This window comes from Paenibacillus sp. AK121 (genome assembly GCF_019042715.1).
Lineage (GTDB): Bacteria > Bacillota > Bacilli > Paenibacillales > Paenibacillaceae > Paenibacillus > Paenibacillus polymyxa_C.
In genome coordinates this window covers 620,949-643,648 of record NZ_JAHPJM010000002.1, presented here as the reverse complement: position 1 = coordinate 643,648, position 22,700 = coordinate 620,949, and the positions used below count along the sequence as shown (strand labels likewise).

The window sequence follows — 22,700 nt, the reverse complement described above, 5'->3', positions numbered from 1 at the left end:
TTACTATATAGCATTATATTATGATATACTCTATGAAGTCTTTTGATATCAAAGCTATTAAATTAACATTTCATACATTTTATTTATCATAACTTTTGCTATAAAGAAAATAAACTTTTTGTTTCAGTATGTAATTATCTTAATAAGAGTTAGGAGATAGGGTTAGAATGAATTTTGATTTCAATTTACATCCAGGGAAAAAAATTACTGGAAATAAGATTCCTAGTAACGTTAACAAGCCGTTGATTACTATAATAACACCGTTTTTTAATTCAGGAGCTTTCCTGGAAACTACTGCAAACTGCGTTTTCAATCAAACATTCCCTTTTTTCGAATGGATTATTATTAATGACGGATCTACAAACAACAAAGATATTGAACTTTTGGAAGAGTTAGAACGAAAAGATCATAGAGTAAGTATCTATCATAAGGAGAATGGCGGAATATCTTCTGCTCGAAACCTAGGAATCCAGAAGGCTTCTACTGAAATTATAGTATCTCTAGATGCTGATGATTTAATTGATCCTACCTTTCTCGAATGTGGTTTCTTTACCTTATATACCAACCCAGAAGCAAGTTGGTGTTACACTGACTCCGTAGGGTTCGGAAATCTTGAATATCTTTGGAAAAAAGAGTTTGACTCAGAGGTTTTAAAGAAAGAAAACTTTTTAATTGAAATAGCTATGATACGAAGATCAGCTTTAATTCAGGTAGGTTGCTATGATGAGACAGAGAAACATTTTTTTGAGGACTGGCATCTATGGCTAAAATTACTACGCGAGAAAATGTTTCCAGTACATATGAGCTATTATGGCTCTTGGTATCGCCGGGTTGACGATGGCGTACTGGGACTAGTAAGAAATCATTCGGAAAAATATAAACGGGCCATGGATATTATTGAAGAGGTCGCCTACAATATTAAACAGCCTATAAAAGCAATTGAATTCCCTATCCTTAATAGCAATAATTTTGAAAATCCGAAAACTTGGGTTTGGGACCGTAATGCTATTTTAGATGATAGCAAATGTAATGTTCTATGCCTTTTTCCTTGGCTTAGTGTAGGAGGGGCTGATAAATTTAATTTGGACTTAATTTCCCGTATTAATCAAAATGAATTTAATCTCTCCATAATTACTACTGTACCAAGTGACAATGTGTGGAGACAGAAGTTTGAGCAGCATACAAGTAACATCTTTGATCTCACCTCTTTTCTTCACACTAAGGATTGGGCAAGTTTTATACATTATTTTATTAAAAGTCGTAAAATCCATGTTCTTTTTGTATCCAACAGTTATTATGGGTATTATCTGATTCCGTGGTTAAAACAGCAGTTTCCATATCTTAAAATTGTTGATTATGTTCACATGGAAGAATGGTACTGGAGGAAAGGAGGCTTTGCGCGGATATCATCTGTAATTTCTCCTTATATAGATAAAACTTATGTTTGTACTAATCACTTGAAAGAGGTTTTAACAACTGATTTCAACCGTAATCGTAACGAAATAGAGATCGTTTACATCAATGTTGATATCAAGCACTTTAATATACAGTCTCAAACATTAGGAAAGATACGTAAAGAACTCAATTTAGAAGAAAATGTTCCTGTCGTCCTTTTTCCTTGTAGAATCCATCCTCAAAAGCGCCCATTTTTAATGTTGAAAATCGCTAAGCTTGTTCGCGATAAAATCCCTAATATCAAATTTTGGGTAGTGGGGGACGGACCGGATTTACCAAAACTGATTCAACAGGCAGATGTCGATGGCTTAAACGAGACGCTACAATTTCTTGGAAATAGAGAAGATATGGCTGCTATTTATGCTGATGCAGATTTGACCCTAGTATGTTCTATTAAAGAGGGACTCTCTTTAACTAGTTATGAATCCTTAGCATTGGGTACTCCTGTAATTAGTGCGGATGTAGGTGGTCAAAAAGAGCTTATAGATGAAACTGTAGGACGTCTTGTACCTTTGAGTCAAGACGAAATCTCAAATTTCTCGAGTAGTGAATTTGTTGATGAAGAGGTAGCACTATATGCGGAATCAATTGTAGAAATATTATCTGATGCTGACTTATATAAACAGTTACAAGTGAATGCCCGTCAAAAAATTGAGGCCGATTTTAATATAGTAGACATGATCAAAAGAATGGAAAGTGAATTTATAAGTTTAAAATCTGATAAAAAAATAAAAAAACTCCCCCCAGATTTAGTTTCAAATTTAAGCAACGAGCTTTTATTAATTTACAATGAATTTAATGGAATGGAATGGCTATTACAAAATTCAATTAGCGAGGATCATACAAAAGAACTGAGATCTTGGGTTACTCATTTAGAAGAAGGGAAAACATGGTTGGAAAGTAAGTACGTGGAACACGAGGAAATAATTAGGGATTTAAAAGAGTGGATTACCATGTTAGAAACAGGGAAAGAATGGCTAGAAGGGCAGTTAGAACAACGCGATAAAGAACTGCTGGAATTGAAGGAAAAGGATGCTAAGCGTGGGAAAATAAAATTTTTTAGATAGTTTCGAAAAATGCCGACTTCTAATGAGTGATTTGTTCTGAAGTTATAAGTCTCTATAAGATTAGCAACTGTGTACTAGAATTAATGAATTGAACCACATTATGATTGTGGGACAGGGAGCAAGCACATCTAAGAGAAACTAAACAGCCAGTTGTTTGAAGATCAACGGCGACTGGCTGTTTAGTTTTATTTGCATACGAATTGAGTTATAGGAAGTAATGTAGTCCCAGACGTTCTGTTCGATGATGGCCATCGTCGTACAGGTTAAACCTTCATGATAGAACGTTTCAGACTCTACGATTAAAAACTTGTTCAATAACGAAATTATTGTGTACCTGATAAGCTTATAGAAATGATAATAAACTGGTTTTACAAACGTTTCGATAAGCCTGGAGACAGCAAAAAGCGTGACTGGCTTCATCGTTCACAGCGACCAGGGATTCCAGTATACGTCCTATGCGCACCATGACATGCTGCCAAAGGTTGGCACCCGAATCAGTATCTCTCGCCAAGGCAATGGTTATGATCACGCCTCGATGGAGAGCATCTTCTCGCATCTCTAAACGGAAGGAATCTACCCATATGAAATTCGAAATATGGACGAGACACAAAAGAGAATAGCAAAACATAATTGTTTTTTACAACCAATATCGACCACAACGGAAATTAAATAAGCTGCCTCCAAGAAAGTACCGGAAGCAGCTTATAGTTTAGGGTCAATGGAACTGTGCCCTTTTTCCCAATCCTCATGGAATTAAATAAATTGGCAGCCGACCACTGTCTCTTAACTAGTTAATCTTCGAACTTAAATTTCTCTTTTAAAGTAGGATACCATTCCTGAAATTTTTCTTCCAAAGCTAATACATCATTTTCTTTTAAGGCCTCTTTTTTCTCATAAACATTGACTTTTATGCCTTCAGAAATAGTGAAAGATTCCCTCAAAACAAAAGATTTCCCTATACCTGTATTGTGTAAGAATGGCTTGGCAAGTTCTCCAATTACTCTTTGGTCATCAGGATTTAGATGATATTGAATTGGATCAGCAACAACTACTACCTCTGCTTGTAAGAATCCTTTGGGTAATCCATCCCTTTTATCAACATGACTGACACCTATTAGTGAAGGGACAGGATTAAGATTATCAGGCATAGATAATTTCCTTAAAATATCATCATTAAAAATAAAGGAACTTGATATCACATAAATAGGTCTTTCGTTTCGAGACAGTTCATTTAAGTATGAAGAAATTAATCTTAGCTGCTCTAAGTCAGTTCTAACTTTTGGATATGTTTGGTTAGAAGTATATATCCAATTGAAATTCTTTAACAAAGGGAGCTGCTGACTAATGAAAGAATGTGAAAAATTACCTATTAATAATATCATTATTAAGCAAGACACAATAATCTTATACCAGTCTCGACCAGACAATTTTGTCAAACTGAATATACCCAAGGCAAACAAAACTGTCAAACTTGGCACTAGTATATAATAGTGCTGTTGTCCCATAGATTGTACTCTCACGAATAAGTAAAAAGAGATAACCATTTGTATAACTAAACCGAATATAAAGGGCCTTAATTTTTTATTTCTTATCCACCCCTCTATAATTCCTATAATTAATATTGTTAATGTTAAACATCCAAAATTTTGTAACAACAATTCAATATTATGAGGTAATCCCCCGCTCTGATAGGCGGAATAAAGATCTTGATAGTTTGTATACAAACTTCTTGTAAAAAATTCTCTAAAGCCTACTAGCAAAATAACTAAACAGCTTAGCCCAATCAGAAATATATCCCTTAAAGATACTATTGCTCTTTTTCTTTCTTCCCCTTTTGAAAACATGAGTCTGTATACGATAATTAAACCATAAGCTATAAAGAAACCTAGAATCCAATAAGCATACCACCTACGAATAAACGCCAGACCGATTAAAAAGAAGATCATTGTAAAATAGAAAGGAATAGTCCTTACTTGATTTTTTTCTCTTAAATAAACAATTCCTGTAATAAATATACAAGCAATTAAACCAGCTGAGTCTAAATAACCAGATAATACAGGCTGAATAATTGAAGTAACCAAAGCTATAGAGGATATTATTAATATAACAATTTTAGATGAAATTTCTTTATTATTATCAGAAATAACTCTTAAAATCATAGCACCCATCAATGAAAAAAAAGGAATAACATATGCTATATATATGCTTAATGTGAACATTGGAAATGATGCACCTAGCAATTTTAATAACAAAACTAATGGTACTTGAGGAACTACATTATACTCATCCTTTAAAATACTTGCATAAATTTTAGTAATAGCATCTATTGGAGAACTAAACCACATATCCGTATAACTTATTGTGGTAGTCCAATAACCAGAAAAATCCCAGAAATAAACAAATCTTTCTTGGGAATTATAAGACACAACAAATAAACCAATTAAGGTATAAATCATGACGATGCTAATAATCACTTTTTTATCAAAAATCTTTTGAATATGTTCAGGAGAGAGTAATTTCCTAATTATTCTGAAAACCAGATAATAGACAGGAAATAAAAATATAAATAAGTTAATAAAACCTATCCATAGAGGATTAATTGTAGAGTTAATTAAAAGCATCCCTATTAGTAAGACTACTAAATAAATGGTGATCCATGTACGATCTATTCCACTCTGAAAAAACTTTAAAACTTTATTTGTAGCACAGTGCATTTTTATAATTACCTCCAACATTTTATTACGAGTATTCAGACCTTTGGGATCATATTATTAGCGACTTCATTATCACCTTATACAATTCTTACTTTTACAAATACAATTAACTAATAGTATGTTCTTTTTTTGTCAAACTAGTTTACTCTATTTTTAATAGTGAACTGGTTCCTTTTAAAAGGGTATGCTAAAATATTGACGTATCTACAAGAAAAGGAGATCGTAAACCTTGTCGAATCCAGTATACGGGAAACAGGCCAAAACGTCGACCCGTGACGATAAAAGGCCGGCTATGTTTTGGGTGTTAGTTGTTGGCATGATTTTGTTCTTAGCTTGGGCCCCCTTCCAGGCTGCACTTTTTAATGGTCAAATGCTCGACTTTGAGAAGCCTCTGTATTGGGCTTTGATCATCAGCACGATTCTATTAATTTTAGGAATCGTAACCTATTATAAAAAATTCAAGCTAGAAGAGCAAAGGGATTGGCTAGCTGTACTAGTATTACTGCTTCCTATGACCTATGTGCTTTCACTGACGTCAGCAGCTTCGCATTACCTGGCCATGAATATGGTGGTGGTACAATGCATATATGCTGCGCTGTTTATCATTTCAATCTATCTACTCCAGGATCGTTTAGGCAATAAGATTATTCACAACCTGATTATGACTGTTGCTTATATCATCGTAGGTTTTGGCTTCATTAACTGGTTCGGACAGTGGGGACTTGCCGGCAAGATGGTAGGCTGGTTTAGCCAATATGTGTATCAGTATCGCTATACCAATGCAGTTATGACAGATACAAATGGTCTCCGGCTAACATCAGTATTTCAATATGCGAATACATATGCGGCCTTTCTAATGGCTTTCCTGTTCGCTGCCGTTTTCTGTCTGATGAAATCAAAACTATGGTATGGAAAGGCTATTCATGGCTTCATGTTGGTGCCTATTCTGGTCTCGCTATTTCTGACTTTGTCACGGGGCGGTCTGGTTATGCTACCTGTCGTGTTCGTGCTGCTCTTGCTTTTCCTTAAACCTGCACGCCAAATTATATGGATTTTACATTGCGCCATTGCTGGTGTAGCGTCAATTTCTATTTTGGCCCCGATTACAAATATGGGATTACAACTCAATAAGACCTACAACGGTGGAGAGGCGGCCAAAGGATGGGGATTACTTATTGGAGTCTCCCTGGCTGTAGCTGTCATACTGTGGCTTGTTGAACGTTATCTGGCACCAAAGCTGGAGAATGCTCTCAAAGGGTGGAGCTCACGAAAATTATCCAACCTGTGGTTGCCTGTCGGATCAGTTGTGGTGATTGGCTTGCTGGCTTTTCTGTTTATTGGAACTGGCTTGCGTAGCGTACTGCCGGAGAATGTACAGGTTCGGTTGGAAAATATCAATTTCCGCCAGCATAGTGTACTGGAACGACTCGTATTCTATCAGGATGCTGCCAAATCGATTAAAGATCACCCTATTATTGGAAGCGGTGGTGGCGGATGGGCTACCTTGTACGAAAAATACCAGGATTATCCTTATAGCAGCCGCCAGGCCCATAACTTTTTCATGCAGTACCTGGTTGAAGTAGGCATCTTCGGTTTTGTAATTTTAATGTCATTCATCATATATATTTTCTACAAATATATTCGCAGCTATATTAGACAAAATGATGAAGAACGGGATTCTCACTTCCTATATCTCATTTTGGCACTCTCGATCTTACTTCATAGCTTGCTGGACTTTAATCTGAGTTACGTGTTTATGGGCGTACTGGTATTTATGAGTCTTGGTGGTATGGCCGCTGCTATGGACAGCAAACCGCTTAAACGCCTGTCCATGAGTGCTTCTGCATTTCGAATCATGTATAGTGCAGCCATCAGCATACTAAGCATTGTGTTGCTTTTTGCAGGTCTCCGCTTCGTGCAATCGGCCAACGCTGCTACATATGCCACACAGATTATGGCGGTAAGCACATCATTTGAAGAAATTCAAAGTGCTATTAATAAAGATTTGGAGCTTCGCCCTACACATCCGGATTCGGTAATAAGACTGGCTGCACTGTACAAGAATGTGTATGATCAAACGAAAAAAGAGGAATTTTATAACGCGGCAATAGAGGTACTTAATACGGGCCTGAAGGCAGAACCGTATAATAAAACCATGTTAAACTCCAAAGTTAACCTTTTACGAGCAAAAGGTGAGAATGAGCAAGCCTTCAGTATTTTGGAAAATAACATTTCCAACTTTAACTGGGACAATGACTGGTACAATATGTTGATTACCCAAGCTTACACTATTGGCAATAAGGCACGTGAGCAAAAAGACACCACCAAAGAACAGATGTTTTTCCAAGCAGGTCTTGCTGCTTATCAACAGGTTTTGGATAGGGTAGCCCATATTAAGACGCTTCCACCTGAAATTGAGTTGCCACGTACTTTTGAATTAACTCCAGGTATTACACTCAGTACTGGCAAAATTGAGTTCATGTCAGGTAAGCCTGCTGAGGCTGCAAGCATCCTCAAAAACGGCTTAAAGGACGACTTAAGCGATGCTACGAATCGTGAGGTTGCTCGCTATTACGTTGCTGCCCTACAGCAGCAGGGACAAGATGACAAAGCTTTGTACGATAAGCTGATTAAGGCTGATCCGAAGGAAAAAGAGCAAATTGCTCAGTTGAAATCGGAGAAATAGTAAGAAGAAAAAGACTGTCAGATGATTTTGAACTGTGACCCCATTTGTGGGTCCTTTTGAAAAGGGTCCCTATTCATCAAGCAGCAATGAGATGACTTCTGTATTCATCAGGAGTCATCTTTTTTAATGTCCATTGGAACCGTTCGGTATTGTAATAAGTGATGTATTCGTTGACACGAACTCGCAACTCTTGTAGGCATGAGCAATCCCTGAACTCTAATTCATCCTACATATGCCCGAAGAACGTCTCCATAGAAGCATTATCCCAACAGTTTCCTTTGCGTGACATCGATTGGTTAAAGCCAGCCTTAGCGATCATGGAACGAACCTCAGGATGTGTGTAATGGAATCCCTGATCAGAGTGAAAGATAGCCTCCGGATGGACTTCCCCGTCTAAACGGTTAAGCAGTCGCTTCAGTGTTCGTTGGACAAGAGACAATTTCAAAGAAGAGGACAGATAGTGAGCTAAGATTTCTTTTGTTGCACCATCCTTTACACAGGACAAATAAGCCCGCTGGCCATTTCCATAATGCATATAAGTAATGTCGGTTAGCAATACCCTTTCAGGCTCTCCATGGTCAAACCGACGCTTCAGGAGGTTCGGGCAGGTGCGCTGCTCTTGTGTGGCTTTAGCCATTTTACGATAGGGATTCGCTTGACGAATCACAGCAACGAGTTTGAATTTCCGCATCAAACGGCGAATTTTCTTGTGATTCATAACGATTCCATGAAGACGTTCTAACCTCATCTTGATGACCAGCGCGCCAGCCTTCCCTCGAAGTACATCAAAGTGCGCCTTCAGCAGTAAAAAGTCTCGTTCATCGGCAGCTTCTCGAAGCTGGCGATGTTTTTCTGCCGCACACCAGCGATAGTACCCGCTCGTACTTACCTCAGCAAGCTTACAAAGATAGCGCGAATCACACGTCTCAATCCATGTTTACGAACAAATTGATTGATGAGCTGAAAGCGCTCGGAAGACGCTAGTAATTCATTGTTGTCTTTGTGCCTTTCGAGCGCTTCTAGCTTTTTTAAGAGTTCATTCTCGGCTTCCAAAAGCTTGATACGTGCCTCAGCAAGACGGAGTTTTTCCTCAGCCGATGGCTCACGACTAGCCGGTCTTCCTGAGCTTCCCTTCCCCCTACGCTCTTCCAGCAGCCCCGCATCACCTGAAGAAGCATATGTTTTTCGCCAACGATCCAGACATCTTTTTGGCGTCTCCTGTCCAATGAGTTCGACGTTAAATCCTGCCTGTACGAAGATTTCCGTGGGTGTATGCCCTGCTTGATTGGCCTGTACGGCTGCAATCTTAAAGGCAGGAGAATACGTGATATTCTTCTCTGATACGCGAAGAACGGATGGATTTGACTCCAGCGCCTTGATCTCTTGCTCCGTAAAAACTCGTCTGATTTTTCTCATAATTCTTCATCCCCACAAACTTTTATAATCTGATTAAAACACAAAAGACCCGTAAGAGGGCACTTTTTTCAAAGTGTCCATCTTACGGGTCACAGTTCATTTTACATCACCTGACAGTCCTTTTTTTACATTGAGGAAGCATAGTTGGGTTTAGCGAGATGTTTATTTTTGTTGGTCAATTTCTTCAATAACCTGTCTCATATAAGCCAGTACTTCATCCTTAATCTCATTATGCTGTAGAGCATAATGAATGGTCGTTTCAATGAATCCCAGCTTCTCGCCAACGTCATGGCGGTTGCCATCAAATTCATAGGCTAGGATCGGGCCCTTTTCTCCCAGCTTGGACAATGCATCCGTTAACTGAATCTCCCCGCCTACTCCTGCGGATTGCTGACCCAGGATATCGAAAATATCAGGTGTCAAGATATAACGTCCCATGATCGCCAAATTGGATTTAGCTTCTTCCTTCTTTGGCTTTTCTACCAATCGTTCCGCCTCAGAGATTTTGGAAGTAAGTGCGTGGCCTTCAACAATCCCGTAACGATGTACCTCGTTCCAATCGACTTGTTTTACACCTACAACGGAACGCTGATACTCATCAAACACATCAATCATTTGTTTGAGACATGGATTCTCAGATTCAACAATGTCATCTCCTAAAAGGACAGCAAAAGGTTCGTCACCGATAAACTTACGAGCACACCAGATGGCATGCCCCAACCCTTTAGGCTCCTTTTGACGGATATAGTGGATATCTGCCATCTCTGATGGTTTGCGCACTTCATTAAGCAGGTTCCATTTTTCCTTCGAGGTCAAATTATGCTCCAGCTCGAAGGAGTAGTCAAAATGATCCTCTATTGCCCTCTTGCCTTTACCAGTAACGATAATAATATCTTCAATACCAGATGCAACAGCTTCTTCAATGATATATTGAATTGTTGGTTTGTCTACAATGGGAAGCATCTCTTTAGGCATCGCTTTCGTAGCAGGAAGGAACCGGGTTCCTAATCCCGCAGCAGGAATAATTGCTTTACGGATTTTCATAGGTAAAACTCCTTTTCGACAAATCTTACTAAATTATTCAATAGTTTGAGTAACGTTTGGAAATTGCTAATAGTTTATTATAGCACTTAGTCATCGCATTGTTATATAATTTAAGTAAACCATATTATAGACTAAAAAAGATAGAAATTTGAGTACCAGATAAGCCAAAATTTGAGGAGAGAGTTCTTTGGATTCAATAATCAGTAACCCTGTTTTAACATTAGTTATTCCCTGCTATAACGAAGAAGAAGTACTACCTGAAACCATAAGCAGACTTACGGTCATTCTGGAAGAGTTGGCTGAGAGCGAGCTCATTTCTAAACATAGTAAAATGTTGTTTGTTGATGATGGTAGCCGTGATCAAACATGGGACATCATAGCATCATATAATCTAAAAAATCCTTTTGTCAGTGGTCTCAAATTGGCGAAAAATGCGGGCCATCAAAACGCTCTATTATCTGGGTTAATGGAAGCTAAAGAAACCTCAGATTGTGTGATATCCGTTGACGCTGACCTTCAGGATGATCTCAATGCCATCCGAGAATTCATAATAAAATTCAAAGAAGGTTATGACATCGTGTATGGGGTGCGAAAAAGTAGAACTACCGATACATTTTTCAAGCGTTCAACAGCCCAAGGCTTCTATCGTGTGATGAGTAAAATGGGCGTCAATATCGTATACAATCATGCGGATTACCGTTTAATGAGCAAAAGAGTTCTCCAGGAATTAAGCAACTTTAAAGAGGTAAATCTCTTTTTACGTGGTCTAGTTCCGTTAATAGGTTATAAGTCTACTGAAGTGTATTACGATCGACACGAACGCTTTGCAGGTGAATCCAAATATCCTTTAAAGAAAATGCTCGCTTTTGCTTTCGATGGAATCACCTCGTTTAGCGTAACCCCGATACGGCTTATTTCGGCTGTGGGTTTTGGAATGTTTGGCATAAGCCTATTAATAGCTGCCTATACCCTTATTAGCAAGTTCCTTGGCACCACCGTTTGGGGCTGGTCTTCTTTAATGTTATCCATCTGGTTCATAGGCGGTCTACAACTCGTCGCACTCGGACTCATTGGCGAATATATCGGTAAAATATATAAAGAAGTAAAACAAAGACCTAAATATATTATTGAGACTATATTAGAGTCCCAGAGCACCTTAGATACTGAAAACACAAAGAAAGTGAATAATAGGGAAAGGGAAGCTGTGGCGGTCCAATAACAGATGCGAACAGGTGACTAATTTGACTTTATTTCAGAATAGTTTTTTCCGTTTTCTTGTCGTAGGTGTTCTAAATACAATATGCGGCATGTCCGTCATGTTCTTGCTCTTCAATATTTTAGGGACTAACTACTGGTTATCGACCTTTATTGGTAATTCTGTAGGCGCCACTGTAAGCTATTTCTTAAATAAGAGATTTACTTTCAAAAATGATGCAAGCCATGGGCAGACCATTTGGAAGTTCATCTCTATTATATTGATATGCTATATACTGTCGTATTGTCTGAGCTATCTACTCAGTCACTTCCTGATCTCAAGTTTGAGTATTAAAAACAATGAGGTTCTAGGCAACGTGTCCATTCTAATCGGGAATGTTTTTTATACTTTAATTAATTATATCGGACAAAAGTTCATTGTTTTTTCCAAAAAGACAAGAGCCCAAAAAGTATAACAATCTGAGGTTTCATTCATAGTTTAAATAAACTAACAGATAAAAATAGGGGATGTGCTGTCAAAGCACATCCCCTATTTTTTGTTTTTCTATAGCACTTTTTACTTCACCAGTTGCCCACGTGTAACCCCTAGCTGATTCGTCGCTTTTAGCGTCTTCCATACTTGTGTTCCGCTGATTTCTCCGCGCAAGGCACGGTTATAGAGATCAATAACCTCATGAACTTGCTCCGGCGTCTCCTCCAAAAATTCCACGCGGTAACGGGATACGCCTAATTCTAGGAAGTTAGACAGGTATTCCGCGCCTGATTGCTCAATCGCGTTATACACTGTATTACGGCATCCTTCGTCCACGCGAACCGGGTGAGACATCCCAATACGATCACGCAGGGATGCGCGATGATCCTCACACGGACGACCACAGTTGGTGTAGTCTGTGCCTTCACTCATAAAGGTACAATATACGCAGTGTTCGGTATGGAACATCGGCAAATGCTGCTGGATGACGATCTCCAGCTTGTCGGTACGTGTACGTCCCAGCATATCGACCATCTGTTGGATGTTCAGGTCATACGACGGTGTTACCAGGTCACAGCCGGAATCCAGGAATAGATCAGCCGCTTTATGGTTGGCGATATTTAGCGAGAAGTCGCCAATCAATTGCGGATGATGTGCATCCGGGTTCTCCAAGCGATGACGCATGTAAAAATACAAGGCTCCCGGATTGCGCACCAGCACAGCATCCGGTTTCAGGCGCAGGATATTGTTGTGATATCCATTTTCGCCCGGCATGTGAATACGCGGAGTCACCAACGCAATTCGGCGCCCAGCGCCGTGCACAGCCTCTACAGCTGCCGGGAATTGCTTGATGAACTCGAAGTCGGCGTAGATGAACTCCACACCGGCCTCAAGCGCAGCCTCCACCTGAGGGAGGCTGCGGCACAGCGCGGTCAGCTCTGCCTGACCGCATGCCACAGACGATGCCGGAGCCGAGGCATCGCCATACACCTCTACCGCCCGTTTCGTGTATACGGGTGGTTTGGGGCGTTCGCCCGCGAGCAGTTCCACCGCCTGACGGCGGATGCTGTTCAGCTCGCGCATGGGCACGATGACGTCTCCATGCAGCTGGACGTCCAGCTCTTCCAGCTGGAACACTGTTCCGCCCAGTCGGCCGAATTGCTCTTCGAGCAGTTCGTGCGTCATCGGACGCTTCTGGGCGATTTCAAGCTCCAGCTCGGAGTCCACGCGGACCGTTGTGCCCTTCTGCACATCGGTCCACCACGTTGAAAGCGGCTGTCCTGGGGAGCCGCTGACCCGCACATGTACCGGGAAAACTCGGTACGGCTTTTCGGTTTCGTACGACTGGCGCAGACGCTTGTCCAGCGCCGGGTCGTTGGTCTTCCAAATACGATCGCCTACGTGCACACGGCGCAGATCCACATCATTGCGTCCTGCTACGATGTCAACGATCCAGCCTTCTCCGGCTTCGCCTTCAATCTTCACACCCTTGCGGCGGATATCGTATACACGTCCGCCTTCTTCTTTTTGCGTAGGATCTCCTGCATCAAATACAATACCATCGCCACGCTTGAGCGGGGCATCGATGCGGCATACTACCCCATCACGAAGGATTTGTTCCACTCGGCCCAGGTACACGCCCCGGCTTTTCGGGAACGTACCGTCCACCAGCTTTTTGTTATTCGTTCCTTCCAGAAAACCGTGCGTAAAGCCGCGTGAAAAGCTCTGCTGCAGCTCGCGGATATCTTCTTTGCTCGTCTTGGACGTATCGCCATCAAAATACTTGTCAATGGCCTTGCGATATTTGCTAACCACATTCGCTACATACTCAGGCGTTTTCAGTCGCCCTTCAATTTTAAAGGAAACCACCCCGGCATCAATCAGTTCTGGCATCAAATCAATGGCCGCCAAATCCTTGGGGGATAGCAGGTATGTCACATCGGCCATCGGCTTTTGCTCTCCATCCACCATCAAATCGTAAGGCAAACGGCATGCCTGTGCACACTCACCACGGTTTGCAGAGCGTCCGCCCCACATTTCTGAAGTCAGGCATTGGCCTGAATAAGATACGCATAACGCTCCATGCACGAATACTTCCATCGGAAGTCTCGCTTGATCGCCAATTTTTTGAATCTGTTTTAGATTATTTTCACGACCCAGCACAACCCGTTCCATGTTGTACGGCTTTGTGAATTCTACAGCCTCCGGCGAGGTGATCGTCATTTGGGTAGAACCATGGATCGGGAAATCCGGTGAAATGTCGCGGATCATTTTCACCAAACCCATATCCTGAACAATTAGGGCATCGACTCCGGCATCAATACAGGCATCAACCAGCTCTTTAGCGTCCTCCAGCTCGTTTTCAAATACCAGTATATTGAATGTCAAAAAGCCCTTAACCCCGTAGCTATGCAAAAAAGCCATAATCTCGGGCAGTTCATCCATGCGAAAATTATTCGCCCGTGCTCGTGCGTTGAATTTTTCCACCCCAAAAAAGATCGCATCGGCTCCGTTCGCTACCGCTGCACGCATACAATCCCAGTCACCTGCTGGTGCCAGAAGCTCGACATCTTCTCTTCGTACTGCTGATTTCATTATTGCCCTCCCTATATGCTGAAAACGAATGACCCCTCATTGAATCTCGTTGTTTTCAGGGCAGCTATGCTGCTTACTTGGTCATCTCAAGAACGTTCCATCCACTCATTCCAAAGCTGGTTATGTTCAGTCAGGGGAATGGGAACTTACTAAGAATCATATTATTAAGTCCTATCTGTCTCTATCATCTTGTCCGATCATTCACACGCTGAACCATTGGTCCTCCGCATGAATCGCATCCAACTCAAAAAATCCGCATCACAAACATCTGCGGCAGAAATCATTCTTATCTTGTAACTAATCTAGTGTACCAGACTGCGCCCCAAGCTTCTACACTTTCCAAGCGATTCCTTTAAAAATATAATACTAAAAGCACAAAAACACCTCCAATCCGGGTTAGCGGTGCTTTGGAGGTGCGTCATCATATCATTAACTAAGCAAACCTATACTTCGCAAGCATTTCTCCCCAGGGTGATATTCCTTCCTCCCTGAAACCAGATTTTCTGTATAGCTTTCTAGCTAGTTCATTGTCTGGTTTATATCCAATCATGATAACATCAGTCCTATCACTGGCTTTCCTGATTTCGTCGATAACCAGCAACATTGCATGGTAACCATGACCTCGACCTTGAAATCTTTCGTCAATCATAAATCGGTAAACCCAGTAGTTTCCGTCATCCGGGTCTAAACCAAACATCGTAAAGCCAATCAATACGTCATCATTATAAATTGCTTTAGATAAAAATCCATCTAAAAACTGACATTCTGCAATTGAGTAAAGGTTAGATACCATGAACCTTTGTTGCTCAGGGTTCGGTTGAAGTTCAGCACATTCTTCCCAATTACTTTTGTCGACTGCCTTTAGCGTAATTATGTTCGGATTCCTCCTATACATTTAGTCCGACATCTTCGCTCTCCCCTGCTTACTTCACTCTTTAAAAGATTGGGGATATTTGGCGGGCGCCAGCGAAGCGGGCCATTTGAATCCGAAGAAGCGCCAGCGTTCGCCTTTGACCCGGGATTCTTACTATTAAATCCTTATATAATCCAAGAATCCCGGGTCAACAGCGATCGTAGGATCAAATGGTACGCGTAGCCTCTACCGACTACAACTCACTAATCTTTTCCCCACACCCTCTACTTCACAAAATGAAACGAATTCAGCGTCGAATCTAGTGCATTAGACTGTGCCGCTGTGTTGTTCGCATCGTTTAATGTTGTTGTCACGGTGTAGGTTTTGCCGTTATGCTCCAAAACGATTTGGCGACCTGTATAACCGATACCTTCCTCTACACGGTGGAATGTAAAGGACACTGCTGGAACTCCAGCAAACGTTACGTCCTTCACTTCCTCTACTTTGAGGTTTTTATAGTTCTTGGCTTGCTTATCATAGAAGTCCTTAAGCTGAGACACCGTTAATTCAAAGGATTGGTCGTTGTCGATTTTGATGGAAAAACGTCCTCCGGTAAATTGATACTCTATATCTCCCAATTCAAATTGATCGCTAACCGCGGTCCAATAGCGTGGGATATTCACTGTATATTCATATGCTTTAGACGTCTTTTTAATCGTTTTCGTTTTGTCCGCCAGGTAGTCATCCTCTTCCAATTGTCCAAAGTTATTTGCTACCGTTTGAAAATCAATTTGAAGCGAGGAGATGATCGCGTTGAACTGGTCATTTCCCTTGCTTACTTTTTCAGGCACTGCATATTCAGCCAGGTAGCGGTATCCATTTTGCTGAATCAGCACATTGTACTCTTTGACCCATTCATCTCCAAAATTATAGCGGTACTCCTGCACTAATCCCTGAACGCCTGCAACTTCCAGCGGATATGTCTTTTGTGCCTCATAAGCAGTGGACACAAATGAATCGCTCAGCCATTTTTGCAGCTGCTGACCCCAGTTCTCCAATTTTCCATCCGCAGGAGCTGAGGTGACTTTCATGTTGAAGCTTGATCCGTCATTGCTTTCATATTGCATTCGCTGGTCGTCCATTTTCCAGCCTGCCGGTATTTTGAGTGACACACCATAGTCTGGGTTCCCGGCCTCGCGTGTGCCTCCGACAACAGTGGACAAGTCTTTAATACTTTTATCCTGTGCGTTAAAAGAGGTTTTAAAGGAGTTCAGCAGTCCGGCATACTGGGCCAGATCTTTATAGTTCGTTGCTTTAGCATCGGAAAAATATATTACATACAGTCGTCCATTGTCATAGTACTGACGATTTTCCCATAGTACGCCGTCCCCATCCTTCGTAATAACACGAGCATAAGGCACTTTCGCTTTCGGGAAGGATTTTCGATCCACCACAGTTTCTCCTGTTTCCTTAGCTGCCTGCACCAATTGTTGCAGCAGATCGTCTGCATTCAATGGAACCGGTTGTATTGCTGTGTGTACTTCCATATAGTATGCACTGTTCTCGTCCATAAATGTGGAAATGCTCTCATCTCCACCTCCCTGACCGATGACGAGTCCTGTTGGATAGTTCATGGACCAATCGTAGTAACTGTTCCCGATCTGCGTCTTGCCCTCATCATTATCAATGTTCGGTGTTTCTTCAGCTACCGTACCCGCCTCTTCTTGGGCTTGCATCCGAATGATGATTCCTGCGCCATTCTTCTCCATCTTACCGCCAAGCCCTTCTGCTACTTGACGCAAAGGCACCATGAGGATCCCTGATGACATTTCTGGCGGAGCCGGAAGTGTCACCTTGTGGCCCCTCACCCAGGCTGTACGACTACCAATTGTCAGCGATACGACGTGAGTGCCGCTGGTGATCTTGACCACATTATCTTCAGCTAGGCGAATTTTGCTGTTAAATGCCTTTTTAAACACACCAGCCGGAACCATCAGTGCACCACTTTTGGAATAGGGCTTCGTAATATTCGCATTTTGACCGTTCACGATGGCTGTATTGCTGCCACTTTGCAGCCGCAATTCCAATATGTTTTTATCTTGATCTGCTGCAACTGCTGGTAAAGCGGTAAGCAGAAGGGACAATGCGACAGCGCCGACCCCCAGCTTACGCATCATTTTTCTTTGCATATGCTTCACAGTAAATCTCCCTTTAGCTTTATTTTATAGATTCATGAGCCGTTATCGTTCATTTTCCCGTAGCTGAATCTGATGCTTCTTTCGAAGGCGCTATGCCGTCATCTACAGTAGCTCCTGATTCATTCGAATCCTCAAGATCTTCTCCAGACTGAATGGAATCATAAATTTCACCATTATCCTGTGTCAGTACCAGCTTGCGCTTTACAATATCACCGTCCGATTGCATAAGTACACTCACCGTTTGCCCTGGTTGATAGTTTTTAAGCAGCTCATTGACATCAATGGCAGAGGCTACACGCTTGCCGTTAATACTATACAGCTCATCGCCTTCCTTGATTTTGGCCTGTACGGCATTGGCTGAAGTGATTTTCGTGACTTTCAAAGGATCCTCGGTAGGCAATCCGACGATAGCTGACCAGCTCTCTTCGAGCCCTAAGCCAAGACTAGCACGCCGAACCTCGCCATATTTGAAAAATTGATTGATGACATATTTCACTGTATCTGCCGGAATCGAAAAACCCATATTTTCAATTCCGACCGCTGAGAATTTCATTGTATTAATCCCGATGACCTCGCCCTTGAGGTTGACCAGCGGACCACCGCTGTTACCAGGGTTGATCGCGGTATCACTTTGGATCAGACGATAAGCAGCGTTGACACCACGGTTCAGCCCGCTAACAACACCTGAGGTTGCCGAGTTACGAAGTGAGAAAGAGATCGGCGTACCGATAGCCACTACCTGCTCGCCTACCTGTAAACTGTTCGTAGAAGCTGCAAAGGTAGCAGGCTTAAGGCCGCTTGCCTTAATTTTAATCAACGCCAAATCACTGATCGGATCGCTGTAGCTGTCGATGATTCCGTAAGATTTTCCGTCCGAGGTTACAACTACGGCATCACCTAATCCTTCGATAACATGCGCATTCGTAACAATCCATCCATCTGCCCGAATGATGACACCCGTGCCGTGAGCCAGGTTGTATCGGTCTCCCCCTGCTACGGTCTCTCCTGTCGCTGAACGGCCAATGATACCGACTACAGAAGGAGAAACATTTTTAACGACCTGTGGCACACGATCGGCCGATAACGTATATGTACCATTTGCGCTGTTATACGCGCCGCTGGTTCCTAATGCTTTATTCATATCCCTTACGTTAACATAGACCCCACCATTAATGACCTTGGCCTTTAACGCAGTTCCACTGCTGGCTGCACCTGCCGTTCCAGAAACACATAGAGCGCTGCCCAAAGCCAACACAGCCACCCTTTTCCCCATCTTACGCATATACTCACCATTTCCTCTCTAACATGACCCTGCTCTATCAGTTAGTCCAAATCTACCATAGAGGGGACACGCATACAATCGCTTTAAGCCCTATCTTTTTCTAAAAAAGCGCCGTTTGCTGCATCCCTATCCTCTCATGCTATTTATATTATAAATTTTCCAAATCCTTATATCAAAAAAATAAGCAAAAACAATAAAAAATCGTTATACCTTTTAGACCATTCCTTCGTTTACGGGCATAACCAACTATGATACCATCACATTATATCTTAGTTATATTGTCGGAAATAAAAATAAAATCGTGAGTTCTATATCTAACATCTCAAGTATAAATAAGACACCTGAAGGAGGTTAAAAGGATGGCCTATGAACCAATCTGGAACGCTCATCCCGATAAGCTTAACAAGTTTGAGTTAGTCAAGCTGGAAAAAGACGGTCTCGACGTTATACGTACTATCATCGAAAGCTATGCGCACAAAGGCTATGACTCGATCTCTGCGGACGATATGGACCGATTCAAATGGGCCGGGGTTTACCAGCAAAAACCCAAGGATGGCCATTTCATGATGCGCGTCCGCATCAATACAGGGATTATGACTTCAGCACAGGCACGTGCCTTAGCGGACATCTCCGCGCTGTACGGGCGCGGCTTGGTGGATGTCACCACCCGTCAGGCGATTCAATTTCACTGGCTGACCGTTGAAAGCTTGCCGGATATTTTCGAACGTTTGGAAAAGGTTGGTTTGTATTCCTTTGAAGCCTGTGGGGACTGCCCGCGTACCATTGTCGGCAATCCGCTGGCTGGCATTGATCCTAATGAACTGGTGGATACTCAGGAGATTGTAGATGAAGTAAACCGCTTTTTCTTATTAAATCGTGACTTTTCCAATCTTCCGCGCAAATACAAAATGTCCATCTCCAGTAATACCTACAACAATGCACAGGCTGAAATTAACGACCTGTCCTTCACTCCGGCAACCAAGATCCTTGACGGAAAAGAAGTGGTTGGTTTCCATGTGATGGTTGGCGGTGGATTATCTGCCAAGCCGCATTTGGCACATCCGCTGGACTTGTTTGTCCGTCCTGAGGAAGTGCTGAAGGTTGCTATTGCTGTCACAACCATCTTCCGTGATTACGGCTATCGGGAAAAACGGCACCATGCCCGTCTGAAATTCCTCATTGCCGATTGGGGCCCGGACAAATTTCTAGCCAAGCTTACCGAGTACACTGGCGAAATGCCAGGACGAGGTGAAGATAAAACCATTGGGTGGCAAGCCGCCTATTTTGACGGTATACATCCCCAAGCCCAAGAAGGTCTGAACTATGTCGGTCTGAACGTACCTGTTGGTCGCCTCAGTGCTGACGAGTTGCACGAACTGGCCGACCTGGCTGATCGCTACGGCGATGGACAGATTCGTACCACGATGTCGCAAAATATTTTGCTGAGCGGTGTGCCGGATGACCAAGTAGATGAGCTACTGAAAGCTCCTGTGCTGCAACGCCTGACACCACAGCCCAAGCATTTTATGAGCCGTACGGTATCGTGCACAGGAAATGAATTTTGCAATCTGGCGATTGTGGAAACGAAAAAGCGAGCGGTTGACGTTGCCGAGTATTTGGATCAGCACGTACAATTGGATGAAAAGGTGCGCATCCATTTCATCGGCTGCCCGAATTCCTGCGGTCAAAAGCATATTGCGGATATTGGACTGCAAGGCTCGCTCCTTAAGACACCTGAAGGCATGGTTGACGCGTTCGACATCGCTGTTGGCGGGGCGCTTGGAGCTGGTGCCCAGTTCAACAAGACACTCAAAGGCCGCGTACGTGGGGACCAGATTGGTCCTGTATTGGCAGAGCTTATTCTGTTCTACAAGGAAAATAGGATTGCTGGCGAAAGCTTTTATGCGTATGTACAGCGTGTAGGCATTCCGTCTTTCCAGGAAAAGCTGTCCGCCATTTTACAGTCCAGCCACGTTGCATCCTAGACATTAAGTCCATTAACAGCCTGCTTGTATTTTATATACAAGCAGGCTGTTTCTTATGCCATAAACCAGCGCCATACCTACTTCCTACTTCTTTGATTGCATAAAAAAAGACACCGGATTACTCCGGTATCAATATTTTCGCAAAATCGAGTACTATTGGCTTATGAGCGCCTGTTGTAGATGTCACCACCGCGTAGCCTGAAGGTATCTTATATATCAATCCCGTATCATATCGGATGCCGAAGGAGTTATCTTCCTTATAATGAGTCTTCGTTTCCCATACCTTCGTACCGTTTCCTTTTAAGCCTGTGATAGTGATGCCATGCATCTTCGTGGTTTTACCCAGTGGGTCATATTGATCACTGAACTGGACGTACAACTGCTCCTCGGGCAGATATACCCGGTCAGCCGCATAGTCCTCTGTGTTACTAAACAATTGCAGACCATTACTTAACACCTGGGTGCGTTTGCTGTTTCCTTTAAGCCCTGTTACAGCAATATGACCGCTAGACAACTCATGTACCGCGGCAATTTCTTTACCTGATCCTAAGTCCAGATGGACATCACGGATATTGCGACCATACACATCGGCTTGTACTCCCACGGGACCATCTGAGCTGTTCAATAGCGCATAATATCCATTGTGATTGCCGACCAGCCAACCCGAGGTCACTCCGTTTGTCGTTCGATTCCATTGTATATCGCCAGTTTCAGTGTATTTGAGTACAGTGAAGGACTGCTCCACAGGGTTCAGCGAGGACACTAGAAAACTACCATCCTCCAGTGGCTCCAATCCTACCTGAGAATTCTGCCCATAGGATATCAAACCGTCAGTGGATAACGTTTTGGACCACTGGGGGTTTCCATCCGCATCCAATCGTGAAGCCTGCACATCTCGCATTCCGTTCGGTTGGGTATAATCAAGCAGAAACAGCAAGCCACCATCCGACGTCTCCCGCTGGACTCCCCTGCTGCTTGTTCCCGGCTGTACGCTCAGGTCTTGCTGGTGTTTCCATACCGTCTCCAGAGAACTGTCCAGCTTGCCATACGTGACGTGTACTACACTTGCTTCTGTATCGTCTTCGACGTTCAGCATTAAGAACCCGCCCTTTGCTGCGGGCTGAATGTAATTGTGAGCGCTCTCGGAATCCTTAATACTGCCAATCGCTGCACTAGTTTCGATCTCGGCTTGTTTGGGCGCATACGCCTCGGACACCTCGGATGCATAGGCCGGTACGGCACTATAACCCAACAACCATGCCGCTAAAGCGACTCCTGCTGCCCATGAGTATACACGTTTACGTAGAACTCTACTTTGCTTAATCTTCAAACGTTCCAGCTCCCTTCATGACTTCCTCAGAGATGTGATATAAACCTTAGATGCAATTTAACTATAAACGGTCGCTTCAACTAGTAATGGTTGTCACGTGGGCACGGAACTTCGTATGATGCTAGATAATCATAAGTTATATATTAACCTCTTCAAGCCCGAGCCTAAACATCCAAAACTCTAAAATGTAGAGATTACTCAGAGACTTTCTATCGAAGAATATACCTATAGATTTATTATTCCAGCGCTTGGTAAACTATGTGTCACATGCTTTAACGCAGGAATTTAATAAAAGTTTTCTTTTTTTACAAAAAAAATAAACCCTGCCAACGGGAAGGCACAAATACGCTAATTTGTATTCTGCCTTCCTGTCTGTGCAGGGCTTTCA

The 22,700-nt window shown here is 42.5% G+C and carries 16 protein-coding genes; 5 read left to right on the top strand and 11 right to left on the bottom strand.

The genetic code is table 11. The features are described 5' to 3' along the window. Positions 1-167: 167 nt before the first annotated feature. Positions 168-2,522, top strand: coding sequence for a glycosyltransferase (locus KSP24_RS06130; protein ID WP_216974708.1), 2,355 nt, complete (start codon positions 168-170; stop codon positions 2,520-2,522). Between the two features lie 138 nt (positions 2,523-2,660). Here KSP24_RS06130 and KSP24_RS25580 read toward each other — a convergent pair whose 3' ends face one another. Both KSP24_RS25580 and KSP24_RS06115 read right to left on the bottom strand, forming a co-directional pair. Beyond that, complete coding sequence (locus KSP24_RS25580) at positions 2,661-2,774, bottom strand: IS3 family transposase (protein ID WP_367949296.1); 114 nt, start codon at positions 2,772-2,774, stop codon at positions 2,661-2,663. Between the two features lie 539 nt (positions 2,775-3,313). Then, entirely contained in the window at positions 3,314-5,236 is a 1,923-nt protein-coding gene (locus KSP24_RS06115) for a hypothetical protein (protein ID WP_216974705.1), read from the bottom strand. A 229-nt stretch (positions 5,237-5,465) separates the two neighbouring features. Here KSP24_RS06115 and KSP24_RS06110 point away from each other — a divergent pair, with 229 nt between their 5' ends. Beyond that, a complete protein-coding gene (locus KSP24_RS06110; RefSeq protein ID WP_216974704.1) occupies positions 5,466-7,922 on the top strand; it encodes an O-antigen ligase family protein in 2,457 nt (818 codons plus the stop codon). 76 nt (positions 7,923-7,998) lie between these two features. On the opposite strand, the gene KSP24_RS25180 is transcribed toward KSP24_RS06110, so the two are convergent. The 4 genes from KSP24_RS25180 to galU form a co-directional block, all read right to left on the bottom strand. Then, positions 7,999-8,109, bottom strand: coding sequence for an IS3 family transposase (locus KSP24_RS25180; protein WP_254207612.1), 111 nt, complete (start codon positions 8,107-8,109; stop codon positions 7,999-8,001). 39 nt (positions 8,110-8,148) lie between these two features. After that, a complete protein-coding gene (locus KSP24_RS25175) occupies positions 8,149-8,853 on the bottom strand; it encodes an IS3 family transposase (protein WP_367949295.1) in 705 nt (234 codons plus the stop codon). Further along, positions 8,808-9,338, bottom strand: coding sequence for an HTH domain-containing protein (locus KSP24_RS25170; RefSeq protein ID WP_254207611.1), 531 nt, complete (start codon positions 9,336-9,338; stop codon positions 8,808-8,810). The genes KSP24_RS25175 and KSP24_RS25170 overlap by 46 nt, the downstream gene beginning before the upstream one ends. A gap of 162 nt (positions 9,339-9,500) precedes the next feature. Continuing rightward, the gene (gene galU, locus KSP24_RS06100; RefSeq protein WP_216974703.1) at positions 9,501-10,382 is read right to left on the bottom strand and encodes a UTP--glucose-1-phosphate uridylyltransferase GalU; all 882 of its coding nucleotides are present in this window, start codon (positions 10,380-10,382) and stop codon (positions 9,501-9,503) included. 187 nt (positions 10,383-10,569) lie between these two features. Between galU and KSP24_RS06095 the strand changes: the two genes are divergently transcribed. Then, positions 10,570-11,601: a glycosyltransferase family 2 protein gene (locus KSP24_RS06095; protein WP_216974702.1), complete on the top strand. Its 1,032-nt coding sequence runs from the start codon at positions 10,570-10,572 to the stop codon at positions 11,599-11,601. Positions 11,602-11,614: 13 nt separating this feature from the next. Further along, positions 11,615-12,052, top strand: coding sequence for a GtrA family protein (locus tag KSP24_RS06090; protein ID WP_330707131.1), 438 nt, complete (start codon positions 11,615-11,617; stop codon positions 12,050-12,052). A 101-nt stretch (positions 12,053-12,153) separates the two neighbouring features. Here the strand turns inward: KSP24_RS06090 and KSP24_RS06085 are convergent, their stop codons facing one another. The 4 genes from KSP24_RS06085 to KSP24_RS06070 form a co-directional block, all read right to left on the bottom strand. Next, positions 12,154-14,664 (bottom strand): U32 family peptidase, encoded by a 2,511-nt coding sequence (locus tag KSP24_RS06085; protein WP_216974700.1) that lies wholly within the window; start codon positions 14,662-14,664, stop codon positions 12,154-12,156. Positions 14,665-15,097: 433 nt separating this feature from the next. Further along, complete coding sequence (locus KSP24_RS06080; RefSeq protein WP_058712203.1) at positions 15,098-15,559, bottom strand: GNAT family N-acetyltransferase; 462 nt, start codon at positions 15,557-15,559, stop codon at positions 15,098-15,100. 242 nt (positions 15,560-15,801) lie between these two features. Then, entirely contained in the window at positions 15,802-17,715 is a 1,914-nt protein-coding gene (locus KSP24_RS06075) for a stalk domain-containing protein (protein ID WP_013373317.1), read from the bottom strand. Positions 17,716-17,764: 49 nt separating this feature from the next. Beyond that, positions 17,765-18,997, bottom strand: a complete 1,233-nt coding sequence (locus KSP24_RS06070; protein WP_216974699.1) for a S1C family serine protease — start codon at positions 18,995-18,997, stop codon at positions 17,765-17,767. Positions 18,998-19,356: 359 nt separating this feature from the next. On the opposite strand from KSP24_RS06070, the gene KSP24_RS06065 reads away from it, so the two are divergent. Continuing rightward, on the top strand, positions 19,357-20,982 hold the full coding sequence (locus tag KSP24_RS06065) for a nitrite/sulfite reductase (RefSeq protein ID WP_216974698.1): 1,626 nt from the start codon (positions 19,357-19,359) through the stop codon (positions 20,980-20,982). A 118-nt stretch (positions 20,983-21,100) separates the two neighbouring features. On the opposite strand, the gene KSP24_RS06060 is transcribed toward KSP24_RS06065, so the two are convergent. Then, positions 21,101-22,312: a hypothetical protein gene (locus KSP24_RS06060; protein WP_216974697.1), complete on the bottom strand. Its 1,212-nt coding sequence runs from the start codon at positions 22,310-22,312 to the stop codon at positions 21,101-21,103. Between the last annotated feature and the right edge of the window lie 388 nt (positions 22,313-22,700).

Bases quoted from the DNA above. Each gene is read 5' to 3' on its own strand.
- KSP24_RS06130 (WP_216974708.1), top strand. From the start codon at position 168: ATGAATTTTGATTTCAATTTACATCCAGGGAAAAAAATTACTGGAAAT.
- KSP24_RS25580 (WP_367949296.1), bottom strand. From the start codon at position 2,774: ATGGCCATCATCGAACAGAACGTCTGGGACTACATTACTTCCTATAAC.
- KSP24_RS06115 (WP_216974705.1), bottom strand. From the start codon at position 5,236: ATGCACTGTGCTACAAATAAAGTTTTAAAGTTTTTTCAGAGTGGAATA.
- KSP24_RS25170 (WP_254207611.1), bottom strand. From the start codon at position 9,338: ATGAGAAAAATCAGACGAGTTTTTACGGAGCAAGAGATCAAGGCGCTG.
- galU (WP_216974703.1), bottom strand. From the start codon at position 10,382: ATGAAAATCCGTAAAGCAATTATTCCTGCTGCGGGATTAGGAACCCGG.
- KSP24_RS06085 (WP_216974700.1), bottom strand. From the start codon at position 14,664: ATGAAATCAGCAGTACGAAGAGAAGATGTCGAGCTTCTGGCACCAGCA.
- KSP24_RS06080 (WP_058712203.1), bottom strand. From the start codon at position 15,559: ATGTATAGGAGGAATCCGAACATAATTACGCTAAAGGCAGTCGACAAA.
- KSP24_RS06070 (WP_216974699.1), bottom strand. From the start codon at position 18,997: ATGCGTAAGATGGGGAAAAGGGTGGCTGTGTTGGCTTTGGGCAGCGCT.
- KSP24_RS06065 (WP_216974698.1), top strand. From the start codon at position 19,357: ATGGCCTATGAACCAATCTGGAACGCTCATCCCGATAAGCTTAACAAG.